This window comes from Nocardiopsis sp. iso_25, from assembly GCF_056173305.1.
This window is the reverse complement of sequence record NZ_CM149667.1, coordinates 4426623-4453216: the sequence shown is the minus strand read 5'-3', so window position 1 is coordinate 4453216 and position 26594 is coordinate 4426623. Positions and strand designations below refer to the sequence as shown.

Below are 26594 nucleotides of genomic sequence, written 5' to 3'. Positions count from 1 at the left end.
GACGTCACGCGACGGGGTCCGCGTCCTGTGCGCCAGAGCCGAAGGATGTCTCACTCGATGGTCGAACAACTGGTAGTCCGGGGAGCCCGGGAGCACAACCTCAAGGACGTCTCGCTGGACCTGCCGCGCGACTCCATGATCGTGTTCACCGGCCTGTCCGGTTCGGGCAAGTCGTCGCTGGCCTTCGACACGATCTTCGCCGAGGGCCAGCGGCGCTACGTGGAGTCGCTGTCGGCCTACGCCCGCCAGTTCCTGGGGCAGATGGACAAGCCGGACGTGGACTTCATCGAGGGCCTGTCCCCGGCGGTGTCCATCGACCAGAAGTCCACCAGCCGCAACCCCCGCTCCACCGTCGGCACCATCACCGAGGTCTACGACTACCTGCGGCTGCTGTGGGCGCGCATCGGCGTCCCGCACTGCCCCGAGTGCCACCGCGAGATCGCCCGCCAGACCCCGCAGCAGATCGTGGACCGCGTCCTGGAGATGGAGGAGGGCACCCGCTTCCAGGTGCTCGCCCCCGTCGTGCGCGGACGCAAGGGCGAGTACGTCGAGCTGTTCAAGGACCTGCAGTCCAAGGGCTACACCCGCGCGGTGGTGGACGGGCAGGCCGTGCGCCTGGACGAGGCGCCCAAGCTGGGCCGCTACGACAAGCACGACATCGCCGTGGTCGTGGACCGCCTCAGCGTCAAGCCCTCCTCCCGCGGGCGGCTGACCGACTCGGTGGAGACGGCGCTCAAGCTGGCCGGGGGCACCATCGTCCTGGACTTCGTGGACGTGGAGGCCGGGGACCCCGACCGCGAGAAGGTCTTCTCCGAGCACCTGTACTGCCCCTACGACGACCTGTCCTTCGAACAGCTCGAACCGCGCTCCTTCTCCTTCAACGCCCCCTACGGCGCCTGCGCCGAGTGCTCGGGCCTGGGCACCCGCATGGAGGTCGACCCCGAACTCCTGGTCCCCGACCCCGAGAAGACGCTGGCCGAGGGCGCCATCGGCCCCTGGTCGGGCGGGCCCAACAGCGGTTACTGGGAGCGCATCCTCAAGGCGGTGGGCGAGGCGATCGGCTTCGACCTGGACACCCCCTGGGAGCGGCTGCCGCGCCGCGCGCGCAAGGCCCTGCTGGAGGGGCACGACACCCAGGTCCACGTCAGCTACCGCAACAGGTACGGGCGCAACCGCTCCTACTACACCGAGTTCGAGGGCGTCATCCCCTGGGTCAAGCGCCGCCACTCCGAGACCGAGAGCGACTACGGCCGCGAACGGCTGGAGGGGTACATGCGCACCGTGCCCTGCCCGACCTGCGAGGGCACGCGCCTCAAGCCGGTCGTGCTCGCGGTGACCGTGGGCGGCAGGTCCATCGCCGAGGTCGCCCAGATGCCGCTCAGCGACAGCGCGGCCTTCCTGGCCGGGCTCACGCTCTCCGAGCGCGACGCGGTCATCGCCGCCCAGGTGCTCAAGGAGATCAACGCCCGGCTCGGCTTCCTGCTCGACGTCGGCCTGGACTACCTGAGCCTGGCGCGCTCCTCGGGCTCGCTCTCGGGCGGGGAGGCCCAGCGCATCCGCCTGGCCACCCAGATCGGCTCCGGCCTGGTGGGCGTGCTGTACGTGCTGGACGAGCCCTCCATCGGCCTGCACCAGCGCGACAACGCGCGCCTGCTGGAGACCCTCCAGCGCCTGCGCGACATCGGCAACACGCTCATCGTCGTCGAACACGACGAGGACACCATCCGCGCCGCCGACTGGGTCGTGGACATCGGCCCCGGCGCGGGCGAGCACGGCGGCCACGTCGTGGTCTCGGGGATCGTGGACGAGCTGCTCACCTCGCAGGACTCGCTCACCGGCGAGTACCTGTCCGGCAAGCGCGGCATCGAGGTGCCCGTGGAGCGCCGCCCCCTCACCCGGGGGCACGAGCTGGTGGTCCGGGGGGCGCGCGAGAACAACCTCCACGGCATCGACGTCGCCTTCCCGCTGGGCGTGTTCACCGCCGTCACCGGCGTGTCCGGCTCGGGCAAGTCCACCCTGGTCAACGAGATCCTCTACAAGGCCCTGGCCAAGGAGCTCAACGGGGCGCGCGACGTGCCCGGCCGCCACCTGCGGGTCAACGGCACGAACAAGGTCGACAAGGTCGTGCACGTGGACCAGAGCCCCATCGGGCGGACCCCGCGCTCCAACCCGGCCACCTACTCGGGGGTCTTCGACCACATCCGCAAGCTGTTCGCGCAGACCACCGACGCCAAGACGCGCGGCTACCAGCCGGGCCGGTTCTCCTTCAACGTCAAGGGCGGCCGCTGCGAGGCCTGCTCCGGCGACGGCACGCTCAAGATCGAGATGCAGTTCCTGCCCGACGTCTACGTGCCCTGCGAGGTGTGCCACGGCGCCCGGTACAACCGGGAGACCCTCCAGGTCCGCTACAAGGGCAAGAACATCTCCGAGGTCCTCAACATGCCGATCTCGGAGGCCCTGGAGTTCTTCGAGCCGATCAACGCCATCCGCCGCCACCTGCAGACCCTGGCCGACGTCGGCCTGGGTTACGTGCGGCTGGGCCAGCCCGCCACGACGCTGTCGGGCGGCGAGGCGCAGCGGGTCAAGCTCGCCGCCGAGCTCCAGCGCCGCTCCACCGGACGGACGGTGTACGTGCTCGACGAGCCCACGACCGGCCTGCACTTCGAGGACATCCGCAAGCTGCTGGGCGTGCTCAACCGGCTGGCCGACACCGGCAACACGGTGATCGTCATCGAGCACAACCTCGACGTGATCAAGACGGCCGACCACGTCATCGACATGGGCCCGGAGGGCGGCTCCGGCGGCGGCACCGTGGTCGCGCAGGGGACCCCGGAGGAGGTCGCCGCGGTGGCCGAGTCCTACACCGGGGGCTTCCTGGCCAAGATGCTCTGAGCCCGCGCTCCGCGCCTGCGCCGCGCCCCGTCCCGGTCCTCGCGGGACGGGGCGCGGCGCCGCCCGCTGCCGCAGCGGGTCGGCGGTTCGCGACGCATGTCCCACCTCAGTAGAGTCGAACGTGTCCGCGCCCGGCCCCCGCGCGACTCCGACGAACCGCCCTGGAGGTTGGCCCGCCCATGAACGTCCCTCCCCGACCGGACCGCGGCGGGCCGACGCCTCAGGGCGTCCAGCAGCCCCCATCCGTCCCCGGGCACGGGGAGCCCCCCGGTTTCCACGACGGCGACCGCTCCGGCGCACCGGGCGCCGCCCCGGGCCCCGAACCCGTGGAGCGGCTCTACCCGCTGGCCGCCTGGCGGACGCGGGTGTACGCGCGCGGCATCGACCTGCTCCTGGTCGCCCTGCCCGCGCTGCTGCTGGCCCTCGTGCTCTCCCTGGCCTGGGTGGGCGTCCAGGCGGTCGGCTCCGGCGACACCACCGGTATCGGCGACCGGTACCCGCTCTTCCTGTCGGTGACCTTCTTCCTGCTCCACGCGGGCTACGAGACCCTCGCCCTCTCCCGCTGGCAGCAGACACTGGGCAAGCGCCGCGTCGGGCTCAGGGTCGCCCCCCAGGCCGGGAACGGCGGTCTGGGCGCGCCGCCGCTGGCCGCCCTGACGGTGCGCGCCGCGCTGCTGGCCCTGCCCTTCCTGCTGTTCTTCCTGTTCTTCAGCGCCGTCTGGTTCTGGTGGTTCGTGGTGGCCGTGACGGCGCTGCTCACCGGCGGGATGGCTGCCTGGAACCGGCCCAACCGGCAGGGGCTGCACGACCGGATCGCCGGCACCGTGGTGCTGGACGTGGCCGCGGCGGACCCGCGGACCCCGGCGGCGCCCCCGTATCCGCCGCGGGCCTGACGGCTCTCGCGCACACCCCGGAACCCGGGCACCCCGCCGTACCTACTACATTGTGTAGTGATATTTCGGCGCAGGTGAGGAGCGTTTCGTCGTGGCCGGTAAGAGGACGTGCGGATGCGGGATGAGCAGGCGCCGACTGCTCGGGACGGCGGGGACGGCCGCGGCCGTCACGGCCGTGAGCGCCTGCGGCGGACAGGAGCCCAAGCCGCAGGAGGTCCGTTACGGCCAGGTGGTCGGCCAGACCACCGACGTCCCCGAGGGCGCGGGAGCGGTCTTCAGCAACAGCAAACTGGTCGTGACCCAGCCCGAGGCGGGCCGGTACCGGGCCTTCGGCGCCTCGTGCACGCACGCGGGCTGCACCGTCCAGGAGGTGGACGAGGTCATCCGGTGCCTGTGCCACGGCAGCGAGTTCGACATCTCCACCGGGGAGGCGCTGACGGGCCCGGCCCAGGAGCCGCTGGAGCCGTTCGAGGTCACCGTCGAGGGCACCGACATCATCCTCCAGGGCCCCTCCTCCTGAGGGGAACCGAGGGCGGGCCGGAGCGGGGGCCCCGCGGACCCGCCCCCCAGGACACCACGGCGCCCGGAGCGGAGATCCGCTCCGGGCGCCGTCACGTGTGTGACCCGGTCGGGCTCAGGCCTCGCCGGGGTCGCCCCCGGGCGGGCCGCTGACGCCGTTGGGCTCCTGGCGCCGGAACGCCGAGGTGGGGAACTGGGCGGCGTAGGCGGCCTCGTCCGCGTCCTCGGAGGCCAGGAACTGGGCGCGGTGGCGCGGCAGGGACTCGGGGTAGTTCGCGACCAGCCAGCCGATGAGGTGCTCGCGGATCTCGCAGGCGATGTCCCACTGGTGCCCGGTGTCGGCGGCGGTGGCCACCACCCGCACCAGCACCTCGCCGCTCGGGGCGATGTCCACGACCTGGCAGGACCAGCTGCGCCCGTCCCAGTGGTCGCTGCGGGTGATCAGGCGCCCGGTCTCCTCGCGCATCTCCTCGATCGGCACCTCCCAGTCCAGCGGGAACACCACCTTGGCGGTGATCGCCGTGCCCTGCTTGGTCCAGTTCTCGAAGCTGGTCGTGGTGAAGTTGGCGACCGGGACCACCAGGCGGCGCTCGTCCCAGATCTTGATGGTGACGTTGACCAGGCTCAGCTCCTCGACCCGGCCCCACTCGCCCTCGACCACGACCACGTCGCCGATGCGCAGGGCGTCGCTGAAGGCCAGCTGGAGCCCGGCGAACAGGTTGGCCAGTGTGGACTGGGCCGCAACACCGGCCACGATGCCGATGATGCCCGCGGAGGCCAGCAGCCCGGCGCCGAGCGCGCGGACCTCGTCGAAGGTGAACAGGATGGCGGCGACCGCCAGCACCACGATGATCGAGGTGATCACCCGGCGCAGCAGCCGCACCTGGGTCTGGATGCGCCGCGCCTTGCGGTCGGCGTCGCCGTTGGCGACCGACAGCCGGGCCAGCACCATGTCCGTGACCGCGTAGGCCAGGCTGACGCCCAGGCCCGTCAGGGTCGCGATCATGAGGATGCTCATCGCGTGGTCGATGGCCTGGTACGTGCCCCAGTCCACGTTGGCGGGGCTGGGCAGTGACAGGTTCGCGCCGACCACCGCGGCCGCGCCGTAACTGGTGTAGGTCGTGCGGTGGACCACGTGCTGGGACACCCGCCAGGCTTTGCCCAGCTTGTGCTTGAGCACCCAGCGCACGGCGAAGACGAGCAGCACCGCGACCATGACGGTGACGCCGACCGTGATCCATTGGGGCAGGCTCACGACGAAGGGCCCCCTCTTGTCGTCGATGTCGGGAAGTTCCTGTGTACCCGCCCAACCTAGAGCATGCGGATACCCAATCGTGACGTTTCGCTTACCCGCGCCCGAGGGACGCGGGCGCGTGCGTCGCCGGGCAGGACGGGTGCGGCGCGGGGGAGGGGCCCGCGGGAGTGAGACGCGCCACGCGCGGAGGGTACGGGGCTCGGTTGGCCGTATGTCCCCCCGACCTACCACAATGGGACCATGGCTGCGACTCCTCACCTGCGCCCCGCGCCCGGATCGATCCCCACCGACCCGGGCGTGTACCGGTTCCGGGACTCCTCCGGACGCGTCATCTACGTGGGCAAGGCCAAGAACCTGCGGTCCCGGCTCTCCTCCTACTTCCGCGACTTCGCCGGACTGCACCCGCGCACGCAGCAGATGGTCTCCACCGCCGCCGACGTCGACTGGACGATCGTGGGCACCGAGGTGGAGGCCCTCCAGCTGGAGTACTCCTGGATCAAGCAGTACGACCCCCGGTTCAACGTCAAGTACCGCGACGACAAGAGCTATCCCTACCTGGCGGTCACCCTCAACGAGGAGTTCCCCCGGGTGCAGGTCATGCGCGGCGCCAAGCGCAGGGGGGTGCGCTACTTCGGCCCCTACTCCCACGCCTGGGCCATCCGCGAGACCGTGGACCTGCTGCTGCGGGTCTTCCCCGTGCGCACCTGCTCCCCGGGGGTGTTCCGCGGCGCCCGCAACAGCGGCCGCCCCTGCCTGCTCGGCTACATCGGCAAGTGCGTGGCCCCCTGCGTGGGCAAGGCCTCACCCGAGGAGCACCGGGCCCTGGCCGAGGACTTCTGCTCCTTCCTGGCGGGCGACACCGGCCGGTTCCTGCGCGAGCTGGAGGGGCGGATGCGCGAGGCCGCCGGGGAGATGGAGTACGAGCGGGCCGCCCGCATCCGCGACGACATCGAGGCCCTGCGCGCCGCCCTGGAGAAGCAGGCCGTCGTCCTGCCCGACTCCACCGACTGCGACGTCATCGCCGTGGCCGACGACCAGTTGGAGGCGGCCGTGCAGATCTTCCACGTGCGCGGCGGGCGCATCCGCGGCCAGCGCGGCTACGTGGTGGACAAGATGGCCGACGATGGCCCCGGCGAGCTGATCGCGACCTTCCTCGGCCAGATCTACGGCCCCACCCGGGGCGAGGACGAGAGCGGGGGAACCGGCACCGCCGTCCCCCGCGAGGTCCTGGTCTCCCACGAGCCCGCCGACCCCGACGCCATGGCCGCCTGGCTGTCGGAGCACCGCGGCTCCTCGGTCGATCTGCGGGTGCCGCAGCGCGGCGACAAGAAGTCCCTCATGGAGACCGTCGCCAAGAACGCGGCCGAGTCGCTGGCCCGGCACAAGACCCACCGCGCCGGTGACCTGAGCACCCGCGGCCGCGCCCTCCAGGAGATCCAGGAGGCCCTGGAGCTGCCCGAGGCGCCGCTGCGCATCGAGTGCTTCGACATCTCCAACCTCCAGGGCGAGCACGTGGTGGCGTCCATGGTCGTCTTCGAGGACGGCCTGGCCCGCAAGTCCGAGTACCGCCGCTTCTCCGTCCGCGGCAGCGGCGAGGGCGGCCGGGAGCAGCACGACGTCGCGGCCATGTACGAGGTCGTCCACCGTCGCTTCCGCCGCTACCTGGAGGAGAGCGCCCGCAGCGGCGAGGTCGCCCGTATGGGCGAGACCGGCGACCACGGTGGTCACCAAAGCGACGACGAGCCGTCACCCGGGAAGTTCGCCTATCCGCCTAACCTGGTGGTGGTGGACGGCGCCCGGCCCCAGGCCGAGGCGGCGCGCCGCGCCCTGGACGAACTCGGGATCGAGGACGTCGCGGTGTGCGGTCTGGCCAAGCGCCTGGAGGAGGTGTGGTTGCCCGGCGACGAGGACCCGGTGATCCTGCCCCGCGCGGGCGAGGGGCTCTACCTGCTCCAACGGGTGCGCGATGAGGCCCACCGCTTCGCCATCCAGTACCACAGGCACAAGCGCGCCAAGGCGCTGACCGGCAGCAGCCTGGACGAGCTGCCCGGTCTGGGGCCGTCCCGCAGGACGGCCCTGATCAAGGCGTTCGGCTCGGTGCGCAGGCTCGCCTCGGCCACGGCCGAGGAGATCGCGGCGGTGCCCGGGATCGGCCCCAAGCTGGCCGAGGCCGTGCACGCGCACCTTTCCGGCGGACCCGCCGCGACGGAGGGGCGGGGCGACGGGGCACCAGCACAGCACATCACTGACGGGGGAGGAGACGTATGACGGTCGAACTGGGTGGGGAACTGCCACCCGAGGTGGTCATCGTCACCGGCATGTCCGGTGCGGGCCGCAGCACGGCGGCCAGGGCCCTGGAGGACCTGGACTGGTTCGTGGTGGACAACCTGCCGCCCGGCCTGCTGCCGACGATGATCGAGCTGGCCGGCCGCACGCACGGGGCGGTGCCGCGGGTCGCCGTGGTCGTGGACGTGCGCTCGCTGGCTTTCACCGAGGACCTGCTGTCCACGGTGGAGGAGCTGCGCAAGCGCGACATCACCGCGCGCGTGCTCTACCTGGAGGCCGGCGACGACGCCCTGGTCCGCCGGTTCGAGGGCGTGCGCAGGCCCCACCCCCTCCAGGGCGACGGGCGCCTGACCGACGGCATCGACCGCGAGCGCGAGACGCTGCGGGCGGTGCGCGGCGAGGCCGACCTGGTCATCGACACCTCCCAGCTCAACGTGCACCAGCTCAAGGCCCGGGTGATCGGCTTCTTCGGGGAGAGCGACGAGGCGCGCCCCCGCGCCAACGTGGTCTCCTTCGGGTTCAAGCACGGCCTGCCGGTGGACGCGGACCTGGTGCTGGACTGCCGTTTCCTGCCCAACCCCCACTGGGTGCCCGAGCTGCGGCCGATGAACGGCCGTGACGAGGCGGTGCGCGACTACGTCCTGGCCCAGGACGGGGCCAAGGAGATGCTGGAGGCCTACTCCGACGTCCTCAAGCTGACCATCGCCGGTTACCAGCGCGAGGGCAAGCACTACATGACGCTGGCGGTGGGCTGCACCGGGGGCAAGCACCGCAGCGTGGCCATGGCCGAGCAGTTCGCCGACCGGCTGCGCGGCCAGGGTGTGGACGTGCACGTGGTCCACCGGGACGTCGGACGGGAGTGACCCGCGGGCGCATGACACGCGCCCTGCCCGCGGTGCACCGTTCTCGGTGGTACGGTCCGATTCGTCCGGTGGACATGGGACGAGGGGCAGACCACAGCCATGGCGAAGAGCACAGCACCCGACGGTGACGGGCGGCGTCCGCCCCGGGTGGTCGCGCTGGGGGGCGGGCACGGCCTGCACGCCTCCCTGTCGGCCCTGCGCAGGGTGACCACCGACGTGACGGCGGTCGTCACCGTCGCCGACGACGGCGGCTCCAGCGGCCGCCTGCGCCGGGAGCTGGGCGTCCTGCCCCCCGGCGACCTGCGCATGGCGCTGGCCGCGCTGTGCGGCGACGACGAGTGGGGCCACACCTGGAGCGAGGTGATCCAGCACCGCTTCCGCTCCGAGGGCGAACTGCACGGCCACGCGGTCGGCAACCTGCTGATCGTGGCCCTGTGGGAGCTGCTCGGCGACTCCGTGGCGGGCCTGGACTGGGTGGGCCAGCTGCTGGGCGCGCACGGCAGGGTGCTGCCGATGTCGTCGGTGCCGCTGGACATCGCCGCCGAGGTGTCGGGGATCGACCCGGCGCGGCCCGAGGAGCTGACCACGGTGCGCGGCCAGGTGGCGTGCGCCAGCACCAGCGGCAAGGTGCGCTCCATCTCACTGATCCCCGAGGACCCGCCCGCCAGCCCGCAGGCGGTCAAGGCGGTGCGCGAGGCCGACTGGGTGGTGTTCGGCCCCGGGTCGTGGTTCACCAGCGTGCTGCCCCACCTGCTGGTCCCGGACCTGGCGCACGCCCTGGTCACCACCCGCGCCAAGCGCATGGTGGCGCTGAACCTGTCCCCGCAGCTGGGCGAGACCGACGGCTTCCGCCCCGAGACCTACCTGGAGGTGCTGCGCGAGCACGCGCCCAAGCTGGGGGTGGACGTGGTGCTCGCCGACCGGGGGACCGTGGAGGAGCCCGAGCCCCTGGTGCGGGTGGTTGGCGAGTTGGGCGGGCGTCTGGAGCTCGAGGAGCTGTCCCGCGACGACGGCACACCGCGCCACGACCCCGACCGGCTCGCGGCGGCCTTCGAGAGGATCCTGGAGGGCTGAGGGGCCGGTGGCGGTCCGCGGTCCCCGCAGGTCGGGGGCAATTGGCCGCACACCGGAACGAAGGCCCCCAGGGTGCGCGGCGCCGCTGGTCGGCGGATGGGCAACACGCCGTGCGGGGGTCGGCAGCCAGCGCCCGGTCACGTAGTCTGCCACGGAGTAAGCCGCTCGTGGCAGGGCCGCGGCGGCGCATCCCCGGTGCCGAGCGCGTGGCGCCGGGTCGGGTTGTGTGACGGGGAGGACCTCAGCGATGGCGATGACCGGCGTGGTGAAGGATGAGTTGAGCCGGCTGACCATTCTCAAGCCATGCTGCCGCAAGGCCGAGGTGTCCACCATCCTGCGGTTCACCGGGGGCCTGCACCTGGTGGGCGGGCGCATCGTGATCGAGGCCGAGCTCGACACGGGCGCGGCCGCGCGCCGCCTGCGCAAGGACATCTCCGAGGTCTTCGGGCACGAGTCCGAGGTGGTCGTGCTGTCCCCGAGCGGCCTGCGCAAGGGCAACCGGTACGTGGTCCGGGTGATCAAGGACGGCGAGTCGCTGGCCCGGCAGACGGGGCTGGTGGACAACAACGGCCGCCCGGTGCGCGGCCTGCCCCGGCACGTGGTGGCCGGCGGGGCCTGCGACGCCGAGTCGGCCTGGCGGGGCGCGTTCATCGCGCACGGCTCCCTGACCGAGCCGGGCCGGTCGATGTCGCTGGAGGTGACCTGCCCCGGGCCGGAGGCCGCGCTGGCGCTGGTGGGCTCCGCGCGCCGGCTCAAGGTGCACGCCAAGGCGCGCGAGGTGCGCGGCGTGGACCGGGTGGTGGTCCGCGACGGCGACTCCATCGGTGCGCTGCTGACCCTGCTGGGCGCCCACCAGAGCGTGCTGGCGTGGGAGGAGCGGCGGATGCGCCGGGAGGTGCGCGCCACCGCCAACCGGCTGGCCAACTTCGACGACGCGAACCTGCGGCGCAGCGCGCGGGCGGCGGTGGCGGCGGGCGCGCGCGTGGAGCGGGCCCTGGAGATCCTGGGCGAGGACGCGCCCAAGCACCTGGTGGCCGCGGGCCAGCTGCGCCTGGCGCACAAGCAGGCCTCCCTGGAGGAGCTGGGGCAGCTGTCCGTCCCGCCGCTGACCAAGGACGCCATCGCCGGGCGTATCCGCAGGCTGCTGGCGATGGCCGACAAGCGCGCGAGCGACCTGGGCATCGAGGGCACCGAGGCCAACCTGACCCCGGACATGCTGGTGCCCTGACCCGGAGCCCGCCGCGGTCCCCGGGCGCTTGCGCCGTAACACCGATGTTCGGCTTTGTTAACTGCGAAAACTCCGGGATAACTTCGGAAAATGGTATAGACCTCTCCGGCTCGCAGTGCCAGGATGGTCGCGAATCCACCGGGCCCGCAGGCTCGGCCGTGGCCCAGCAGCGGCTCTTCGCCGGTGCTCCGCTAGGCTCGTGGTGAACACCCTGTGTGCGTTGAACCTGCTCATGGCGGTCGACCGGTTGACCCCGGAACACGGCGTTCGGGGCGGGGGCTGATGCCCGGGTGGAAATGATGTGCGATATATGAGGAGATTGGTTCCGTGACCATCCGTGTAGGCGTCAACGGCTTCGGCAGGATCGGCCGCAATTTCTGGCGCGCGGTCGCCGCTGGTGGCAGCGACATCGAAATCGTCGCGGTCAACGACCTCACCGACACCAAGACGCTCGCGCACCTGCTCAAGTACGACACCGTGCTCGGCACCCTGGAGGGCGACGTCGAGGTCGGCGACGACTTCATCCGCGTGGGCGACAAGACCATCAAGGTCCTGGCCCAGCGCGACCCGGCCCAGCTGCCCTGGTCGGACCTGAACGTGGACGTGGTGGTCGAGTCCACCGGCATCTTCACCAAGGCCGAGGACGCCAAGAAGCACATCGAGGCCGGCGCCAAGAAGGTCATCATCTCCGCCCCGGCCAAGGGCGAGGACATCACCGTCGTCATGGGCGTCAACGACGACAAGTACGACGCGGCCAACCACCACGTCATCTCCAACGCCTCCTGCACCACCAACTGCGTCGCGCCGATGGCCAAGGTCCTCCTGGACAACTTCGGCGTCAAGCAGGGCCTGATGACCACGGTCCACGCCTACACCAACGACCAGGTCATCCTGGACTTCCCGCACAAGGACCTGCGTCGCGCCCGCGCGGCCGCGCAGAACATCATCCCGACCACCACCGGTGCCGCCAAGGCCACCGCGCTGGTCATCCCCGAGCTCCAGGGCAAGCTGGACGGCATGGCCATGCGCGTCCCCGTGCCCGACGGCTCCGTGACCGACCTGGTCGTCACCCTGGAGCGCGAGGTCACCAAGGACGAGGTCAACGCCGCGTTCAAGGCCGCCGCCGAGGGCCCGCTCAAGGACGTGCTCGTCTACACCGAGGACGAGATCGTCTCCTCCGACATCGTCGGCACCTCGCCCTCGTGCACCTTCGACTCCAAGCTGACCATGGCCTTCGGCAACCAGGTCAAGATCGTCGGCTGGTACGACAACGAGTGGGGCTACTCCAACCGCCTGGTCGACCTGGCCAAGCTGGTCGGCTCCGGCCTGTAGCGTCCACGGCCCCTATGGCCACCGGCGCGTGAGACGGCACCCCTTCGCCCGCAGTGCGCGCGGAGGGGTGCCGTCGTGCGCGCACCTCCCGGCCCCACCGCCCGGGACCGCCACATCCCACATTCCAAGAGGAGACCCAGCATGCGGACGATCGACGACCTCGACGTCTCCGGCAGGCGCGTGTTCGTCCGGGCCGACCTGAACGTGCCACTGGACGGCGACCGGATCACCGACGACGGGCGCATCCGCGCGGCCGTGCCCACCATCTCCGCGCTGCGCGAGCGCGGCGCCCGCGTCATCGTCGCCGCCCACCTGGGCCGTCCCAAGGGCGCCCCGGACCCCCGCTACTCGCTGCGCCCGGTCGCCGCACGCCTGGGCGAACTGCTCGGCACCGAGGTGGCCTTCGCCTCCGACACCGCCGGGGAGTCGGCCCGCGCCACCTCCGAGGCCCTCACCGACGGCCAGGTCGCCCTGCTGGAGAACGTGCGCTTCGAGCCGGGGGAGACCAGCAAGGACGACGCCGAGCGCGGGGAGCTCGCCGACCGCTTCGCCCGGCTCGCCGACCTGTACGTGGGCGACGCCTTCGGCGCCGTGCACCGCAAGCACGCCAGCGTCTACGACCTGCCCGGCAGGCTGCCGCACGCCGTCGGCGGCCTGGTGCTCAACGAGGTCGAGGTGCTGCGCAGGCTCACCGGCGACCCCCAGCGGCCCTACGTCGTGGTCCTGGGCGGCTCCAAGGTCTCCGACAAGCTCGGCGTCATCGACAACCTGCTGGGGACCGCCGACCGCCTGCTCATCGGCGGCGGCATGGTCTTCACCTTCCTCAAGGCCCAGGGCCACGAGGTCGGCTCCAGCCTGCTGGAGGCCGACCAGATCGACACCGTCAAGGGCTACCTGGAGCGCGCCGAGCGCGAGGGCGTGGAGATCGTCCTGCCGGTGGACGTGGTGGCCGCCGAGAAGTTCTCCGCCGACGCCGCGCACGACGCGGTCGGCGTCGAGTCGATCCCGGCCGACCGGATGGGCCTGGACATCGGCCCCCGCAGCCAGGAGCTCTTCGCGCGGAAGCTGGCCGACGCCCGGACCGTGTTCTGGAACGGCCCGATGGGCGTGTTCGAGATGGAGCCCTACGCCGAGGGCACCCGCGCGCTGGCCCGGGCCCTGGTCGACTCCGACGCCTTCACCGTGGTCGGCGGCGGCGACTCCGCCGCGGCCGTGCGCGCGCTGGGCTTCGACGAGGCGGCCTTCGGCCACATCTCCACCGGCGGCGGCGCCAGCCTGGAGTACCTGGAGGGCAAGGACCTGCCCGGTATCGACGCCCTGAACTAAGCCCGTGCCCCCTTGGGGCTCCGCTCCGCTTCGCCCCCTGTTCAGGCGCCCGGAAGCCGGGAACCTTCGGTGCCTTCGGTGTGACGGCTCGTTCCTCGCGGTCCCACCTCCGCCACCTCCAGAACCCCGGCGGCGCCCGAACACATCATCAGTCCACTGCGTAAGGAAGTGCCGACATGTCCCAGCGCCTGCCGCTCATCGCGGGCAACTGGAAGATGAACAACAACCACCTGGAGGCGATCGCGCTCGTCCAGAAGCTGGCGTTCGCGCTCAACGACAAGGACTACGACAACGCCGAGGTCGTCGTCCTGCCGCCGTTCACCGACCTGCGCAGCGTCCAGACCCTGGTCGACGGCGACAAGCTCAAGATCGTCTACGGCGCCCAGGACGTCTCCGCGCACGAGAAGGGCGCCTACACCGGCGAGATCTCCGGGTCCATGCTGGCCAAGTTGGACTGCTCCTACGTCCTGGTGGGCCACTCCGAGCGCCGCGAGTACCACCGCGAGGACGACGCCCTGGTCAACACCAAGGTCAAGGCGGCGTTCGCCAACGGCATCGTCCCGATCCTGTGCGTGGGCGAGGGCCTGGAGGTCCGCAAGGCGGGCCAGCAGGTCGAGCACGTCCTGGCCCAGCTGGACGGCGCCCTCAAGGAGGTCCCGGCCGAGCAGGCCGAGAGGATCGTCGTGGCCTACGAGCCCGTGTGGGCCATCGGCACCGGCGAGGTCGCCACCCCCGAGGACGCCCAGGAGGTGTGCTCGGCCGTCCGCGCGCGCCTGGCGGAGCTGTACTCGCCCGAGGTCGCGGGCGCGGTGCGCGTCCTCTACGGCGGTTCGGTCAAGGGCGACAACGCCCCCGGCATCATGGCCAAGGACGACGTGGACGGGGCCCTGGTCGGCGGCGCCTGCCTCAAGGCCGACGAGTTCGTGAAGATCATCCGCTTCGGCGAGAACTAGCCGCCGCGCGAACCCCCGCCCGTCACGCTTCGATGCCCGATGGTGACGGGCGGGGTGCCCGACAGGTCGCCGGGTCGGGCTAGACTTCGCTGTGGGGTTCTCCGTGCCTCGCGGTTTCCCCGCCCGTGCTGCCAAGGGCACGGTAAAATCCGAAATTGTCCCCGGTCCCCTGCTTCCCGGGTGTCCGCGCCGGTCCGGTGTCACCGCTGGTGCGCACGGGAAACGGGGTCGGTCCATAACCCCCCGCTTCGGGGTCGAGCTACGGGTGAGCGTGTGATCCTCGGTCTGTCCATCCTCGTGATGCTTCTCAGCGTGCTGCTGGTCCTCCTGGTGCTCATGCACAAGGGCAAGGGCGGCGGTCTCTCCGACATGTTCGGCGGTGGCGTCACGTCCTCGCTCGGCGGATCGTCGGTGGTCGAGCGCAACCTCGACCGGATGACCATCGCGATCGGGGTCGTGTGGATCATCGCCATCGTCATCCTCGGCCTGCTGATCAACCGGGGCATGTAGCCCGCGACCCGCGGGCACACCCCGTCCACCGTCAAGCTCGCCCGAGAACCGGTGAGCGAGTTCGCCGAAGGAGTTTTTCGTGGGTAGTGGCAGTGCCATTCGTGGCAGCCGTGTCGGAGCCGGTCCCATGGGCGAGGCCGAGCGGGGCGAGGCCGCCCCGCGCGTCCGGGTTCCGTTCTACTGCGCGAACCTGCACGAGGTCGTGCCCAGCTTCGCGAGCGAGGCACTGGTCCCCGACGAGTGGGACTGCCCGCGCTGCGGCTTCCCCGCGGGCAAGGACAAGGCGAACCCCCCGTCGCCGCCGCGCACCGAGCCGTACAAGACCCACCTGGCGTACGTGAAGGAGCGCCGCAGCGAGGAGGAGGGCAAGCTCATCCTCGACGAGGCCCTTGCCAAGCTGCGCGCCGACCGCGCCGCCGTCGAGGCCCACATGAGGGCCAGGCAGAACTAGCCGCTCCCTCCCCCACAGGCTTTCGGTGGGGCCCGTCGCGACCGCGGCGGGCCCCACGCGTGTGTCCGTGCCCGGTGACCGGGGACGATGTCCCGTCCATACGTGAATACGAGGGCGAACTTCTCATTCACGGGACTGATGTGGTTCTTGGGAAATAGAGTGATCGGCACGCACCCCGACAGCCCCTGTGAGGAGATGGTGTCGATGTCTACGTGCCCCACCGGCGGGGACCACGACTGGATACTCGGCGACGACCGCAAGTTCCAGTGCGCCAAGTGCGGAGCTCAGAGCGCCCGGCGGTTCTGAGCCCCGGGACCGGGCTGGACCGTCCCGCGCCCGGCCAGCCGCCCGTTCTCCTCGGCGCGCCAGGTGACCGGTTCCCCCAGGGTCTCGGCCACCCCCTTGGCCCAGCGCTCCAGGCAGGCGAACCTGTCCGGCCCCTCCGGAAGCACGGTGCGCCCCTGGTAGGACACCCCCTCCAGGACGATCACCTCGCCGTTCAGCCTCAGCTCGGTGTCGTACTCGCTCGTGTTCGGCCTCATGGACCGGACTCTAGCGCTCCCAGGCCGCGTCCACCCGTGCTTTGGCCCATCATCCCCGCGGCCGCGCGGTGTCCGGCGCACGGAGCACCCGCCGGAGTGGGGACAATGGTGGGTATGGCCTCCCCCGAACCCGCGGACGCCCCCGCCGCCCCCCGAGGTGTTCCCTCAGACCTGACCCGGACGCCCGAGAGCGTCTCCCACCTGCGCAGGTACGTCAGCCTGCGCGGTCCCAACACGCGCATGTGGATGGCCGTGGCCTACTTCTCCGCCGCCCTCACCGCGGGGTTCGTGTTGGTGCTGGGGTCGATGCTCTGGCACGTGCTGCGGCAGGAGACCACCGTCGGCTCGGTGACGCTGTGGGCCTTCGCGGGCCTGGCCATGCTCTTCGTCGGCCCGGGGAGCAGCGTGTTCGTGCTGCGGGGTCTGCCCCAGCGCATCACCCGGCAGGGCATCAGCGCCGACAGCGACGGCGTCACGGTCCTGCAGGAGCGCAAGTGGTGGTTCCCCGGCGAGGGCACGTTCATCGCCTGGACGGAGATCCGGCGCATCCGCGAGGTGCACACCGGCGGACGCCGGCTCACCTACTTCATCGAGTTCGTGCTGGACACCCACCGCACCGACGCCGAGCTGCCCGGCTGGGCCGAGACCGCCGAGAGCCTGGACCTGGAGGCGGTGGACGCGCCGACGCAGTTCTACGTGCAGGTGCCCGCCGACCTCAAGGAGAAGATCCTGCGGATGGTGGAGCGCACGGCCCCGCTGCCCTCGGTCGTGGAGCGGACCCCGCCGCTACGGTGAGGCGCGGCCGTCCAGGCGCCGGGTCAGGTCGGCCGCCGCGTCGCGGACCCGCCCGGCCAGCGCCTGCGGGGTGACCGGCCGTGCGCTGGGCACCGTCAGGCTGATCGCCGCGGCGGGGCGGCCGTTGTGGTCGCAGGCGGCCGCGGCCACCGACACGAAGCCCTCGGTGACCTGCCCATCCTCGATGGACCAGCCCTGGCGCCGCTCCTCGGCCAACACCCGGCGCAGCTCGCCGGGCGAGGCCGGGCCCCGGCCGGTGCGGGTGGTGAAGGCCGCCGCGTCCGGGTACAGGGCGCGCACCTGGGCGCGCGGCAGCCGGGCCAGCATGGCCCGCCCCGACGCGGTCAGGTGCGCGGGCAGGCGCACCCCCACCCCGGTGATCAGCGACGGGGCGTGCGGCGGCTGCTCCTTGAGCAGGTACAGGGTGTCGGCCCCGTGCAGAACGCCCAGGTGCGCGGTGGCGCCGGTGGCCTCGGTGAGCTGGTGCAGCAGCGGACGGGCCAGGCGTTCGACGCCGTCGTGGCGCAGGTAGGCCGAGCCGATCTCGAAGGCCGCCACGCCCAGGCCCCAGCGGCGCTCCTCGGGCAGGTGGGTCACGAAGCCCTCCCGCGCCATGGCCTCCAGCAGCTGGTACACGCTGGAACGGGGCATGTCCAGCTCGGCGGCGATCGCCGAGGCCGACACCGGCCCGGGGCGGGTCGCCAGGAAGCGCAGCAGCCGCAGCGCGCGTGTGGCCGCCGGAACGAGGCTCATACCTGCGATTGTCCCACGGTGCGGCTTACGGGCCTCGGACATGGGAGCCCGGGTGCAGGCGACCTTGCGACGCGCGCTCGCCCGTTTTCGTGGGAACAGGGGGAAGGGGCGCCACGCTGGCGAATAATGACGCCACGGTAGCCCTACAGGTCAAAGGTGTTCCGGAAGGAGTGCGGGACGTTCTCGCAGCCGAGGCCAAGAAGGCCGACCAGTCCCTCCAGGCATATCTGCTCGGAGTGCTGGAGAGGGAAGCGCGCTCCGTGCGCAACCGACGGGTCGTGGCGGAAACGCCGGTCCCCGATGTCGGTCTGAGCATGGACGAGATCGTCGCAGCAGTCCGTGCGTCCCGGGGCGTCAGAGACCCCGCCGGTGAGAGCGAGACCGACACCGTGGGATCCGTCAGCCGTGCTGGAGTCGCGGACCGGCGCCCCTGACGTCTGAGATCCCAGACGGAACCCTCGTGTCAGCCCTTCGCCAAGGGGCACGCGGGGGGTCAAATGGGGAGCATGTCCACAGCAGTTCCTTCCGTCGTCGTCGGCGATGCGCCGCTCACCCCGGCCCAGATCCTCGACGTGGCCCGCCACGGCGCCCGTGTCACCCTGTCCGAGCAGGCCCGCAAGGCCCTCCACCACGGCCGCGAACGGGTCGAGTCGCTCGCCCGCGGCGAGGTGCCCGCCTACGGGGTCAGCACCGGCTTCGGCGCTCTCGCCACCCGCCACATCGCCCCCGACCTGCGGGCCCGCCTCCAGCGCTCACTCATCCGCTCGCACGCCGCCGGGACCGGGCCCGAGGTGGAGGACGAGGTCGTGCGCGCCCTCATGCTGCTGCGCCTGCGCACCCTGGCCTCGGGCAACACCGGCGTGGAGGTCGCCACCGCCGAGACCCTCGCAGCGCTGCTCAACGCCCGCATCACCCCGGTCGTGCACGAGTACGGCAGCCTGGGCTGCTCAGGGGACCTGGCGCCCCTGTCGCACGTGGCGCTGGCCCTGATGGGCGAGGGCCGGGTCCGCGACGCCGCCGGGCGGGACGTGTCCGCCTACACCGCCCTGCACGGGGCCGGGATCCGGCCGGTCGAACTGGGCGCCAAGGAGGGCCTGGCGCTGATCAACGGCACCGACGGCATGCTCGGCATGCTCGTGCTGGCCTGCATGGACCTGGAGCGCCTGCTCAAGGTCGCCGACATCACCGCCGCCATGAGCGTCGAGGCGCTGCTGGGCACCGACCGCGTCTTCGCCGAGGAGCTCCAGCGCCTGCGCCCCCACCCCGGCCAGGCCGCCTCCGCGGCCAACCTGCGCGCCCTGCTCGACTCCTCGCCCATCGTCGCCTCCCACCGCGGACCCGACTGCAGCCGGGTCCAGGACGCCTACTCGCTGCGCTGCGCGCCGCAGGTGGCCGGCGCCGCCCGCGACACCCTGGCCCACGCGCTGCTGGTGGCCGAGCGCGAACTCGACAGCGTCATCGACAACCCCGTGGTCCTGGACGACGGGCGGGTGGAGTCCAACGGCAACTTCCACGGCGCACCCGTGGCCTACGTGCTCGACTTCCTGGCCATCGCCGTCGCCGACACCGCCTCCATCGCCGAGCGGCGCACCGACCGCATGCTCGACGTGTCCCGCTCGCACGGTCTGCCCGCCTTCCTGGCCGACGACCCCGGCGTGGACTCCGGGCACATGATCGCCCAGTACACGCAGGCGGCCGTCGTCTCCGAACTCAAGCGCCTGGCCGTGCCCGCCAGCGTCGACTCCATCCCCAGTTCGGCCATGCAGGAGGACCACGTGTCCATGGGCTGGTCGGCCGCCCGCAAGCTGCGCCGCGCCGTGGACGGGCTGACCAGCGTGCTCGCGGTGGAGCTGCTCACCGCCGCCCGCGCCCTGGACCTGCGCTCGCCGCTGGAGCCCGGCCCCGCCACCGGCGCCGTGCTGCGCACCGTACGGGAGAGGGTCTCCGGCCCCGGCCCCGACCGCCACCTGGCCCCCGAGATCGCCGCCGTCGCCGACCTGATCACCGACGGCTCCGTGGTCGGGGCCGCCGAGTCCGTCGTCCCCCTGGCCTGAACCGACCCGAACACCGCGAGGAGACCGTGTGAGCAGTCCACGTACCGTCCGTGCCGCGCGCGGCACCACCCTGTCCGCGAAGGGGTGGCAGCAGGAGGCCGCCCTGCGCATGTTCCACAACAACCTCGACCCCGAGGTCGCCGAACGCCCCGAGGAGCTGGTGGTCTACGGCGGCACGGGCAGGGCGGCGCGCGACTGGCGCAGCTTCGACCGCATCACCGCCGCCCTGCGCGACCTGGAGGGCGACGAGACCCTGCTCGTGCAGTCCGGCCGTCCGGTCGGCGTCATGCGCACCCACGAGTGGGCGCCCCGCGTGCTCATCGCCAACAGCAACCTGGTGGGGGACTGGGCGAACTGGCCCGAGTTCCGCCGCCTGGAGGCGCAGGGCCTGACCATGTACGGGCAGATGACCGCCGGTTCGTGGATCTACATCGGCACCCAGGGCATCCTCCAGGGCACCTACGAGACCTTCGCCGCCGTGGCCGCCAAGCTGAGCGGTTCGGGCAGGCACAGTGGCGGAACCCTGGCCGGAACCATCACCCTCACCGCCGGACTCGGCGGCATGGGCGGCGCCCAGCCGCTGGCCGTGACCATGAACGACGGCGTCGCGATCGTGGTCGAGTGCGACCCCGGACGCATCGAACGCCGCATCAGGCACCGCTACCTGGACGTGCGCGCCGACAGCCTCGACCACGCCCTGGAACTGGCCGTGCGGGCGCGCGACGAGCGCCGCCCGCTGTCGGTCGGGGTGCTCGGCAACGCCGCCGAGGTCCTGCCCGAACTGCTCTCGCGCGGCGCCCCGATCGACGTGGTCACCGACCAGACCTCCGCCCACGACCCCCTCGCCTACCTGCCCGCCGGGGTGGCCTTCGAGGACTGGAGGGACCTGGCCGCCGCCGGGCCCGAGGAGTTCACCGACCGGGCCCGCGAGTCCATGGCCGCGCACGTGGAGGCCATGGTGGGCTTCCAGGACGCGGGCGCCGAGGTCTTCGACTACGGTAACTCCATCCGCGACGAGGCCCGCAGCGGCGGCTTCGCCCGCGCCTTCGACTTCCCCGGGTTCGTCCCCGCCTACATCCGGCCCCTGTTCTGCGAGGGGAAGGGGCCGTTCCGATGGGCGGCGCTGTCGGGCGACCCCGCCGACATCGCCCGCACCGACCGGGCCGTCCTGGACCTGTTCCCCGACAACGAGCACCTGGCCCGGTGGATCCGCATGGCGGGGGAGCGGGTCGCCTTCCAGGGGCTGCCCGCCCGCATCTGCTGGCTCGGCCAGGGCGAGCGGGCCGCCGCAGGGGCGCGCTTCAACGAACTGGTGTCCTCCGGCGAGGTCCGCGCGCCGCTGGCCATCGGCCGCGACCACCTGGACACCGGCTCGGTGGCCTCCCCCTACCGCGAGACCGAGGGGATGCTGGACGGCTCCGACGCCATCGCCGACTGGCCGCTGCTCAACGCCCTGGTCAACACCTCCTCCGGCGCCTCGTGGGTGTCCATCCACCACGGCGGGGGAGTGGGCATGGGCCGCTCGCTGCACGCCGGGCAGGTCAGCGTCGCCGACGGCACCGACCTGGCCGCCGCCAAGCTGGAACGGGTGCTCACCAACGACCCCGCCACGGGCGTCATCCGCCACGTGGACGCCGGGTACGACGAGGCCGGGCGCGTCGCCCGTGAGCACGGCATCCGCGTTCCGATGCGCGAAGGGGACTGAACCGCGCCGGGGCGCCCGCCGAGGGCGCCCCGGCCGCGCGTACGACCATCCGTTCCGACGTGGGGAAACGCCCTGTGAGCGACCATTCCACCGACCCCGACCCCGACCCCGACCCCGACCCCGGGGCCTTCGACCTCCTGTGGGCCGACCTGGTATCCGTGGGCCGCGACCCGGGCAGCGGCGGCTACCGCCGCCACGCCTGGAACAGCGCCGACGCCGACGCCCGCGCCTGGTTCACCGAGGCCGCCGCAGCCCGGAACCTGGACGTGCGCACCGACCGCAACGGCAACCTGTGGGCCTGGTGGGGCGAGCCCGGCCCGGGCGCGGTGGCCACCGGCTCCCACCTGGACTCGGTCCCCGACGGCGGGGCCTTCGACGGGCCCCTCGGCGTGGCCAGCGCCCTAGCCGCCGTGGACGTGCTGCGCGAGCGCGGACTGGCCCCGGCCCGCCCGCTGGCCGTCACGGTGTTCGCCGAGGAGGAGGGCGGCCGGTTCGGCGTCCCCTGCCTGGGCAGCCGCCTGACGGCCGGGGAGATCTCCCCCGAGCGGGCGCGCGGCCTCACCGACGCCTCCGGGACCACCTGGGCCCGGGCCATGGAGGCCGCCGGGCACGACCCCGACGCGATCGGCGCCGACCCCGGGGCCCTGGCGGACCTGGACGTGTTCGTGGAACTGCACGTGGAGCAGGGCCGCGCCCTGGAGCAGACCGCCCACCCGGTGGGCGTGGCAAGCGCGATCTGGCCGCACGGACGCTGGCGGATGGACTTCACCGGCCGCGCCGACCACGCGGGCACCACCCGCCTGGACGACCGCAGCGACCCCATGCTTCCCTTCGCGCACACGATCCTGGCGGCCCGCGCGCTGGCCGAGGAGCACGACGCCCGCGCCACCGTGGCCAGGGCCCTGGTCGACCCCAACGGCACGAACGCGATCCCGTCCCGGGTCAGCGCCTGGCTGGACGCCCGCGCCGCCGACGAGGCCGCGCTCGGCGCGGTCGTGGCCGGGGTGCGCGGGGCCGCCGAGCGGGCCTCGCGCGAGCACGGGGTGGACTGCGCGACCGCCAACGAGTCGCTGACCCCGCTGGTGTCGTTCGCGCACGGCCTGCGCGACCGCCTGGCCGCGGTGGTCGCCGACCGCGCCCCCGACCCCCGGGTCCCGGTGCTGCCGACCGGGGCCGGGCACGACGCCGGGGTGCTCGCCGCGCACGTGCCCACCGCGATGCTGTACGTGCGCAACCCGACCGGGGTGTCGCACTCACCCGAGGAGTGGGTCCGCCCCGAGGACTGCCACGCCGGGGTGCTCGCCCTGGCCGACGTGCTCCAGGACCTGCTCGCCCGCCCCGTCCGGGAAGGGGAGCGGTGAGGCCGCCGCGCGACCACCGCCTGTGGTGCGAGTGGGCGTGGACCGGCGCCGAGGACGGCGCCCCCGAGCACGGCGTGCTCGTGGAGGTGGCCGACGGCCGGATCACCTCGGTGACGGCCGCGACGCCGCGCCCCGGGGACGCCGAGACCCTCACCGGCCTCACCCTGCCCGGGCTCGCCAACGCCCACTCGCACGCCTTCCACCGGGCGCTGCGGGGGCGCACCCACGCCGGTGGCGGCTCCTTCTGGACCTGGCGCGAGACGATGTACCGCGTGGCGGAGCGGCTGGACCCCGACACCTACCACCGCCTCGCCCGGGCGGTCTACGCCGAGATGGCCCTGGCCGGGATCACCTGCGTGGGCGAGTTCCACTACCTGCACCACGCACCCGGCGGGGTCCGCTACGCCGACCCCAACGCCATGGGCCACGCCCTGGCCGCCGCCGCGGCCGACGCGGGGATCCGGATCACCCTGTTGGACGTGTGCTACCTGTCCGGCGGGCTGGACGGGAACGGCGTCCACCAGCCGCTCACCGGCCCCCAGTTGCGCTTCGGCGACGGGGACGCGGACGGGTGGGCCGAGCGCGCCGCCGCGTTCCGCCCCGGGAGCGGGCACGCGCGCACGGGAGCGGCCGCCCACTCGGTGCGCGCCGTCCCCGCCGCGCAGCTGTCCGGGGTCGCCGCGTTCGCCGCCAGGCGCGACGCCGTGCTGCACGTCCACGTCTCCGAGCAGCCCGCCGAGAACGCCGCCTGTCTGGCCGCCTACGGCCGCACCCCCACGGCGGTGCTCGCCGACGCGGGCGCGCTCACCGCGCGCACGAGCCTGGTGCACGCCACCCACCTGGACGACGCCGACGTGGCGGCCGTCCGCGCGGCCGGGTCCACGGTGTGCCTGTGTCCCACGACCGAACGCGACCTGGCCGACGGCCTGCCGCGCACCGGCGACCTGCTGCCCGCCCCGCTCAGCCTGGGCACCGACCAGCACGTGATGACGGACGTGTTCGAGGAGGCCCGGGCGGTCGAACTCCACGAGCGCCTGCGCACCCACCGCCGGGGCACCCTGGGCGCCGGGGCGCTGCTGCGCGCCGCCACCGCGCACGGACACGCCAGCCTCGGCTGGACCCGCGAACTCGGGGCCGTCGTCCCCTCCATGATGTCCGGTTCAGCGACCCCGGGCGGTTCCGAAGATCCTGTACTTCGCGGAGGCCGACCACAGGAACCCCAGCGGGAGGCGCCCGACGCCGGTGTCCTGGCCCCGGGGGCGCGGGCCGACCTGGTCAACGTCCCCCTGGACGGGACCCGCCTGGCCGGGGCCGACCCCGCCCGGGCCGCCGACGCCGTCGTCTTCGCCGCCACCGCCGCCGACGTGCGGCACGTGATGGCCGACGGGCGCTGGACCGTCCGCGACGGCGTCCACACCCTGGTCCCCGACACCGCGCGCGAACTCGACACCGTCATCAAGGAGGTCCTCACGTGAGCGACGTGCCCCGCAGCATCGTCATCGACGGCATCGCCACCCTCGTCACCAACGACCCCTCCCGCGGCAGAGGCGCCGTGGGGGAGGTCACCGACGCCGCCCTGGTCGTCGAGGACGGCCGGGTGGCCTGGTCGGGCCCGCGCGCCCAGGCGCCCGCCGCCGACGCGCGGATCGACGCCGCCGGGCGCTGCGTCATCCCCGGGTTCGTCGACAGCCACTCCCACATCGTCTTCGCGGGCGACCGCAGCCGCGAGTTCGCCGCCCGGATGAGCGGTCGGCCCTACTCGGCGGGCGGCATCCGCACCACCGTGGCCGCCACGCGCGAGGCCTCCGACGCCGACCTGCTCGCGGGCGCCCGGCGCCTGCTCCGCGAAGCCCGTGACCAGGGCACCACCACCCTGGAGGTCAAGTCCGGGTACGGGCTCACCGTCGCCGACGAGGAACGCTGCCTGGCCGCGGCCGCCCGCGTCACCGACGAGGTCACCTTCCTGGGCGCGCACGTGGTCGCCCCCGAGTACGCCGACGATCCCCGGGGCTACGTCGACCTGGTCACGGGCCCCATGCTGGACGCCTGCGCGCCGCACGCCCGGTGGATCGACGTCTTCTGCGAGCGCGGTGCCTTCGACGAGGACGCCTCCCGCCGGGTCCTGACCGCCGGGATGGAGCGCGGGCTGCTGCCCCGCGTGCACGGCAACCAGCTCGGGCCGGGGCCGGGCGTGCGCCTGGCGGTCGAACTGGGCGCCGCCTCGGTCGACCACTGCACCCACCTGGAGCCCGGGGACGTGGACGCCCTGGTCCAGGCGGCCGCGCGCCCCGAGCCCACGGTCGCCACCCTGCTGCCCGGGGTGGACTTCTCCACCCGCCAGCCCTACCCGGACGCCCGCGCGCTCATCGACGCCGGGGCCATGGTCGCCCTGGCCAGCGACTGCAACCCGGGTTCGTGCTTCACCTCCAGCCTGGCCTTCTGCGTCGCGGTCGCCGTCCGCGACATGGGCATGACCCCCGACGAGGCGGTGTGGGCGGCCACCGCGGGAGGGGCGCGGGCGCTGCGCCGCACCGACGTCGGCCACCTGGCCCCCGGCGCGCGCGCCGACCTGGTGCTGCTGGACGCGCCCAACCACCTCTACCTCGCCTACCGGCCGGGGGTCCCCCAGGTCGCGGCGGTCTGGAAGGACGGGGAGCTGGTCTCGGGCCGCCCCTGAGCGTGAAGTGCACGGTGTGACGAGCGGGTCATCCAACGTCTTTGCGAACTCAACGAACGGCTAACCTCCCCGAAACCCGCGGCGCCGAACCTGGATGCACGTCGGTGCGTGTCCGCCGCCGCGGTACAGCGTCGTTCCGCGGCGGTGGGGCACCGGCCCACGCTCCCTTCGAGGAAGTCCGCGGTGAACCCGGGGCGTGCCGGGGCGGCCCACGGGCCGGGACCGGGCACGCGGCTCCCGCCCGGGGCCGCACACAGAACGCGGGGGCCGACGATCACTGGGGGGTGTCGTCGGCCCCCGCTCGCGGTTGACGCGATGAGGCCGTTCCCGAGGGCGCGGACCCGCGCCCGGGGACGCTGGCTAGTTCGACTCGTCGTCCGCGGAGTCGTCGGAGCCCTCGGCGGGCGCGGAGGAGGAGGACGCGGCCTTCTTGGTGACGCGGCGCTTCTTCACCGGACGCGAGTAGTCGACGAGGGGCTCCAGACGGGCCTCGTGCTCCTTGAAGCAGTCGGCGCACGCGTCGACCTCGCGGACGACACCCTCCCAGGCGAACTGGATGACCTCAGTCGCCTCGACCTTCTCCTCGCTGACGGCGTGGGGATCGCAGTACTTGAGCGTGAAGACCTCGGTGACCACGGCGGGGATTTCCCTTCGGTATCGCGTGAACAGAGCGGACCCATTAATCATACACCTGTACGAAAGCGCAAGCCGGCTGCACGCCGGATGTGCCGTCACGGGTTCGGGGTCGCCCCGAAGCCTAGCGAAGATTCGGGGGCGCGTGCGCCCGTGTCCGGCGGGCGTGCCCGGGGTGACCAGGGGGTCCGCGCGGGCGGGCGCGGCGTCCGCGGGCGTGCCCTCCGCCGTGCGCGCGGCGGAGCGGAGGCCGCGGCGGGGCGGACGTTATGGCACCGCGTGTTTGTCTTCCAGCTCTTTGTCCGTTTCTCGAAACGCTTTCGCGCCATTGCCGGAAACCGATTTGTGCGTTTGGCGAACACGGCGCCGGGCGCATCGCTAGGGTATTGCCCCATCCGGGGGAAAGCGCCGTGTTCGGCCGTTCCCTCCGGGCGGACCCGTGGCGGCGCCCGCGTCGCGTACACGGGGAACGGCGGACGCCGTGGGGGAGCG

23 protein-coding genes are annotated in these 26594 nt (G+C 72.8%); 19 read left to right on the top strand and 4 right to left on the bottom strand.

Going from position 1 to position 26594, the window contains the following annotated elements:
• Window positions 1-57 precede the first annotated feature (57 nt).
• The 3 genes from uvrA (at window position 58) to AC0VX6_RS19120 (ending at window position 4305) form a co-directional block, all read left to right on the top strand.
• On the top strand, window positions 58-2892 hold the full coding sequence (gene uvrA, locus AC0VX6_RS19130) for an excinuclease ABC subunit UvrA (RefSeq protein ID WP_475465483.1): 2835 nt from the start codon (window positions 58-60) through the stop codon (window positions 2890-2892).
• Between the two features lie 179 nt (window positions 2893-3071).
• Window positions 3072-3785: an RDD family protein gene (locus tag AC0VX6_RS19125; RefSeq protein ID WP_274974018.1), complete on the top strand. Its 714-nt coding sequence runs from the start codon at window positions 3072-3074 to the stop codon at window positions 3783-3785.
• Between the two features lie 121 nt (window positions 3786-3906).
• Complete coding sequence (locus AC0VX6_RS19120) at window positions 3907-4305, top strand: Rieske (2Fe-2S) protein (protein WP_041552787.1); 399 nt, start codon at window positions 3907-3909, stop codon at window positions 4303-4305.
• Window positions 4306-4419: 114 nt separating this feature from the next.
• On the opposite strand, the gene AC0VX6_RS19115 is transcribed toward AC0VX6_RS19120, so the two are convergent.
• Window positions 4420-5559, bottom strand: a complete 1140-nt coding sequence (locus AC0VX6_RS19115) for a mechanosensitive ion channel family protein (protein ID WP_274974017.1) — start codon at window positions 5557-5559, stop codon at window positions 4420-4422.
• Between the two features lie 240 nt (window positions 5560-5799).
• Here AC0VX6_RS19115 and uvrC point away from each other — a divergent pair, with 240 nt between their 5' ends.
• The 9 genes from uvrC to AC0VX6_RS19070 all read left to right on the top strand — a co-directional run bounded on the left by uvrC (window position 5800) and on the right by AC0VX6_RS19070 (window position 15582).
• Complete coding sequence (uvrC, locus tag AC0VX6_RS19110) at window positions 5800-7827, top strand: excinuclease ABC subunit UvrC (protein WP_274974016.1); 2028 nt, start codon at window positions 5800-5802, stop codon at window positions 7825-7827.
• Window positions 7824-8708: an RNase adapter RapZ gene (gene rapZ / locus AC0VX6_RS19105; protein WP_047871627.1), complete on the top strand. Its 885-nt coding sequence runs from the start codon at window positions 7824-7826 to the stop codon at window positions 8706-8708. Before uvrC ends, rapZ begins: the two co-directional genes overlap by 4 nt.
• Before the next feature lie 99 nt (window positions 8709-8807).
• A complete protein-coding gene (locus AC0VX6_RS19100; RefSeq protein ID WP_274974015.1) occupies window positions 8808-9782 on the top strand; it encodes a gluconeogenesis factor YvcK family protein in 975 nt (324 codons plus the stop codon).
• A gap of 247 nt (window positions 9783-10029) precedes the next feature.
• Entirely contained in the window at window positions 10030-11010 is a 981-nt protein-coding gene (gene whiA / locus AC0VX6_RS19095) for a DNA-binding protein WhiA (protein WP_017567643.1), read from the top strand.
• Window positions 11011-11337: 327 nt separating this feature from the next.
• On the top strand, window positions 11338-12342 hold the full coding sequence (gene gap, locus AC0VX6_RS19090; RefSeq protein WP_013154027.1) for a type I glyceraldehyde-3-phosphate dehydrogenase: 1005 nt from the start codon (window positions 11338-11340) through the stop codon (window positions 12340-12342).
• Window positions 12343-12483: 141 nt separating this feature from the next.
• Window positions 12484-13668 (top strand): phosphoglycerate kinase, encoded by a 1185-nt coding sequence (locus AC0VX6_RS19085; protein WP_475465480.1) that lies wholly within the window; start codon window positions 12484-12486, stop codon window positions 13666-13668.
• A 176-nt stretch (window positions 13669-13844) separates the two neighbouring features.
• Window positions 13845-14621 (top strand): triose-phosphate isomerase, encoded by a 777-nt coding sequence (tpiA, locus tag AC0VX6_RS19080; RefSeq protein ID WP_274974013.1) that lies wholly within the window; start codon window positions 13845-13847, stop codon window positions 14619-14621.
• A 273-nt stretch (window positions 14622-14894) separates the two neighbouring features.
• Window positions 14895-15131 (top strand): preprotein translocase subunit SecG, encoded by a 237-nt coding sequence (gene secG, locus AC0VX6_RS19075; RefSeq protein WP_013154024.1) that lies wholly within the window; start codon window positions 14895-14897, stop codon window positions 15129-15131.
• A 79-nt stretch (window positions 15132-15210) separates the two neighbouring features.
• Window positions 15211-15582: an RNA polymerase-binding protein RbpA gene (locus AC0VX6_RS19070; RefSeq protein ID WP_013154023.1), complete on the top strand. Its 372-nt coding sequence runs from the start codon at window positions 15211-15213 to the stop codon at window positions 15580-15582.
• A 284-nt stretch (window positions 15583-15866) separates the two neighbouring features.
• Here the strand turns inward: AC0VX6_RS19070 and AC0VX6_RS19065 are convergent, their stop codons facing one another.
• On the bottom strand, window positions 15867-16124 hold the full coding sequence (locus AC0VX6_RS19065) for a hypothetical protein (RefSeq protein WP_212643607.1): 258 nt from the start codon (window positions 16122-16124) through the stop codon (window positions 15867-15869).
• Between the two features lie 114 nt (window positions 16125-16238).
• Here AC0VX6_RS19065 and AC0VX6_RS19060 point away from each other — a divergent pair, with 114 nt between their 5' ends.
• A complete protein-coding gene (locus AC0VX6_RS19060; RefSeq protein WP_475465478.1) occupies window positions 16239-16919 on the top strand; it encodes a hypothetical protein in 681 nt (226 codons plus the stop codon).
• Here AC0VX6_RS19060 and AC0VX6_RS19055 read toward each other — a convergent pair.
• The gene (locus tag AC0VX6_RS19055) at window positions 16911-17672 is read right to left on the bottom strand and encodes an IclR family transcriptional regulator (RefSeq protein ID WP_274974011.1); all 762 of its coding nucleotides are present in this window, start codon (window positions 17670-17672) and stop codon (window positions 16911-16913) included. The two genes, AC0VX6_RS19060 and AC0VX6_RS19055, sit on opposite strands and share 9 nt — an antisense overlap.
• 170 nt (window positions 17673-17842) lie before the next feature.
• On the opposite strand from AC0VX6_RS19055, the gene AC0VX6_RS19050 reads away from it, so the two are divergent.
• From AC0VX6_RS19050 to hutI, 6 genes are all read left to right on the top strand, one after another.
• Window positions 17843-18106 carry a hypothetical protein gene (locus AC0VX6_RS19050; RefSeq protein ID WP_475465476.1) on the top strand — a complete coding sequence of 88 codons (264 nt, stop codon included), beginning with the start codon at window positions 17843-17845 and terminating at the stop codon, window positions 18104-18106.
• A 72-nt stretch (window positions 18107-18178) separates the two neighbouring features.
• A complete protein-coding gene (gene hutH / locus AC0VX6_RS19045; protein WP_274974010.1) occupies window positions 18179-19726 on the top strand; it encodes a histidine ammonia-lyase in 1548 nt (515 codons plus the stop codon).
• Window positions 19727-19754: 28 nt separating this feature from the next.
• Window positions 19755-21431: a urocanate hydratase gene (gene hutU, locus AC0VX6_RS19040; protein ID WP_274974009.1), complete on the top strand. Its 1677-nt coding sequence runs from the start codon at window positions 19755-19757 to the stop codon at window positions 21429-21431.
• Window positions 21432-21505: 74 nt separating this feature from the next.
• Window positions 21506-22792, top strand: coding sequence for an allantoate amidohydrolase (locus AC0VX6_RS19035; RefSeq protein WP_475465475.1), 1287 nt, complete (start codon window positions 21506-21508; stop codon window positions 22790-22792).
• The gene (locus tag AC0VX6_RS19030; RefSeq protein ID WP_475465474.1) at window positions 22789-24267 is read left to right on the top strand and encodes a formimidoylglutamate deiminase; all 1479 of its coding nucleotides are present in this window, start codon (window positions 22789-22791) and stop codon (window positions 24265-24267) included. Before AC0VX6_RS19035 ends, AC0VX6_RS19030 begins: the two co-directional genes overlap by 4 nt.
• Window positions 24264-25469, top strand: a complete 1206-nt coding sequence (gene hutI, locus AC0VX6_RS19025) for an imidazolonepropionase (protein ID WP_274974006.1) — start codon at window positions 24264-24266, stop codon at window positions 25467-25469. The genes AC0VX6_RS19030 and hutI overlap by 4 nt, the downstream gene beginning before the upstream one ends.
• 360 nt (window positions 25470-25829) lie before the next feature.
• On the opposite strand, the gene AC0VX6_RS19020 is transcribed toward hutI, so the two are convergent.
• Complete coding sequence (locus AC0VX6_RS19020; protein ID WP_013154013.1) at window positions 25830-26105, bottom strand: Lsr2 family protein; 276 nt, start codon at window positions 26103-26105, stop codon at window positions 25830-25832.
• Between the last annotated feature and the right edge of the window lie 489 nt (window positions 26106-26594).